Source organism: Nonomuraea cypriaca (assembly GCF_015645445.1).
GTDB lineage: Bacteria > Actinomycetota > Actinomycetes > Streptosporangiales > Streptosporangiaceae > Nonomuraea > Nonomuraea cypriaca.
Window position 1 is genome coordinate 1 of record NZ_JADOGI010000462.1, and the last position, 2,525, is coordinate 2,525.

The 2,525-nt window shown below is 72.1% G+C and carries 3 protein-coding genes; 2 read left to right on the top strand and 1 reads right to left on the bottom strand.

All coding sequences use genetic code 11. The annotated features are described in order from the left end of the window. Positions 1-160: 160 nt before the first annotated feature. Together ITP53_RS54790 and ITP53_RS54795 are read left to right on the top strand one after the other, a co-directional pair. Positions 161-391 (top strand): hypothetical protein, encoded by a 231-nt coding sequence (locus tag ITP53_RS54790; RefSeq protein WP_195903387.1) that lies wholly within the window; start codon positions 161-163, stop codon positions 389-391. Positions 392-410: 19 nt separating this feature from the next. Further along, entirely contained in the window at positions 411-1,037 is a 627-nt protein-coding gene (locus ITP53_RS54795) for a TetR/AcrR family transcriptional regulator (protein ID WP_195903388.1), read from the top strand. A gap of 25 nt (positions 1,038-1,062) precedes the next feature. On the opposite strand, the gene ITP53_RS54800 is transcribed toward ITP53_RS54795, so the two are convergent. Next, the gene (locus ITP53_RS54800) at positions 1,063-2,361 is read right to left on the bottom strand and encodes a lipase/acyltransferase domain-containing protein (protein ID WP_195903389.1); all 1,299 of its coding nucleotides are present in this window, start codon (positions 2,359-2,361) and stop codon (positions 1,063-1,065) included. Between the last annotated feature and the right edge of the window lie 164 nt (positions 2,362-2,525).

The window sequence follows — 2,525 nt, forward strand, 5'->3', positions numbered from 1 at the left end:
ATTCGGGGGTGGCTGCGGCTCTGGGGCCGTACGTGGACGCGGTTCTGCACGTGGATGACCCGGATTTCGTTCATCCCGGTAACCCGTCCGCCGGTTCGGCGGCCCGTGCCCTCGATGACCCCGGCAAGGCCGCGACCGGGCCGGGTTCGGCGGGGCGCTGATGGCGGCCGCCGCGGCGATCACCCTGCTGAGCGCCTGGGGATGGCGGCGCGGCGAGTCGTGGGTCTGGTGGACGCTGGCGCTCGCCGCCGTCGCCGGGTTCGTGCCCCCCGTCGCCGCCCACCTGGCCATCGGGTACGTCGACCTCTGGCATCTCGCGCCCGTCCCGCTGGGGATGGCGCTGACCGCGACCGCGCTGACGCTCTCCCGCCCGTACCTTTGTGCCCGGTGATGGCCCGATGATGGACCGCATGGCCGACACCCGACAGCGCCTCATCGACGGCGCCATCGAGACGATCCGCGAGCGTGGCATCACCGGCACGTCCGCGCGTACGATCGCCGCCGCCGCAGGCGTCAACCAGGCGCTCGTCTTCTACCACTTCGGTAGCGTGCCCGAGCTGCTCAGGCAGGCGTGCCTGGCCGCCACCGAGGCGCGAGTGGCGCCGTTCCTGGCCCGCATGGACCAGGTCGGGAGCCTGCGCGAGCTGCTCGCCCTGGGCCGTGAGCTGCACGCCGAGGAGCGCGCTGCCGGTAACGTCACGGTGCTCGCGCAGTTCCTCGCGGGCGCGCAGGCCGACCCCGAGCTGGCCGCGGCCACCTCGGCCGCGCTCCACCTGTGGATCGACGCGCTCGAACGCACCCTGGACCGTCTGCTGGCCGGCTCGCCGGTCGCCGAGCTGACCGACACCCCGGGGCTGGCCCGCACGGTCGCCGCCGCGTTCATCGGGCTGGAGCTGTTCGAGGGCGTCGATCCCGAGGGCGGGCAGTCGGCGCTCGACGCCCTCGATCGCCTGGCGGTCCTGACCGAGGTGATCGACGATCTCGGCCCCATCGCCCTCCGGGCACTGCGCGCCAAACTCCGCAGATCCACCGCCTGAGCGTTCGATCAGGGGCCGCGGGAGGTCATGGGCAGTGGGTGGGTGGCTGTCCGAGGCGGGTGACGAGGCGGTCGAGCAGGGCCGGGTGGCCGGGCAGGGCGAAGTGGTCCACGCCGGGGTTGTCGGTGAGGGTGAAGCGGTGGCAGGGCATCGCCCGCCAGGCCAGGACGGCGTCGTTGGTGAGGTCCTCCTGGTTGCCGTCCCCATCGCGCCGCATCCAGTTCTGCGCGTCGGTGACCTGGCCGGTGGTCAGGTCCGCCAGCGGCGCCCCGACGGCAGTCGGCACGCCCGAGCCCTTCTCCGCGTACACGTCCACCCCGGGGAACGACGACGCGTCGGCGAAGCGGACGAACCCGATGTAGTGGCCGGCGATCTTCCTGACCGTCGGCAGGTTCGCGTCGGCGAGCAGGCGCGGGTGGTCGCGTGGGGTGTAGGAGCGGCCGGTCGAGGAGTTCCGGACGACGACCTCGCGGTCGTCGAAGATCTTCGGGTCGGCGGCGCTCATGTACGAGGAGGGGGCGCTCTGGAGCATGCGCGCGCTGCTCTCGGCGTTCTCCCTGGTCGTGGGATGGCTGAAATCCTGGACGTTCAGCCCGGTGAACAGCACCGGGTAGAGCAGGCCCTGCCCCGGCAGGTTGCCCGCGATCGGGGTGAAACCGTGGATGTGCTTGGCCCGCCACGCACGGCTCGTGTGGGTGAGCAGGTACTGCGCGTAAAGCGGCCCGTTGGCGTGGCCGACCAGGTGCACAGGACGGTTGCCGTTGCTGCGGTAGACGTCCTCGATGAGCTGGCGCGTGCGCTGGAGGAAGCCGCCCATGTCCGGAGTCAGCCGGAAGTCGTAGCCGGCGACCCGGATGTCCTTGCCGCGTACGTACCCGGCGGCCTCCAGACGGCGGTACATCGGCTCGTAGAACGGCGCGCTGTCGGTACGGCCGTACCCGACGATCCGGACGTCGACGCCGGGCTGCGCGGAGAAGCGCGCCGGCATCGGGAGCGACGGTGTGTCACGGTAGCGGAGGGTCATCAGCCGGTCCTGGCAGACCTGGCTGAACGTGGTGCTCGGCCGGTCGTTGCGGTACCAGCTCTCGAAGTGGCCCCACTGTGGGCACTCCGCGGTCACCCTCTGGTTGTTGACGGTCACCAGCATCTTGGTGAGGGCGTACGCGGGAAACAGCACGACCGGCGTCCTGGCCGACGGCGGCGTTTCCTGCGTCGCCGACGTGCCGGACATGCCCGGCGTGCCCGCCGCGCCCAGCGTGCTCGCGAGCAGTGCCGGCGGGACCAGCGCCGCGAGCGCGCCCCGAACCCAGCGTCTTCCCCCCATCCGCCAACCTCCCACGTGCCTGGTACCCGCACGGCGGATCCCGGTAACCGCGAGTGCGCAGGTCACGGCCATCCCGGCGGCCGGCCTGTCCCGCCACCTCGCCGAGGCTTCACGCCGTCGCCGGCCCGACACGGACATAGACCTCACCGCCCTGCCCCCAACAC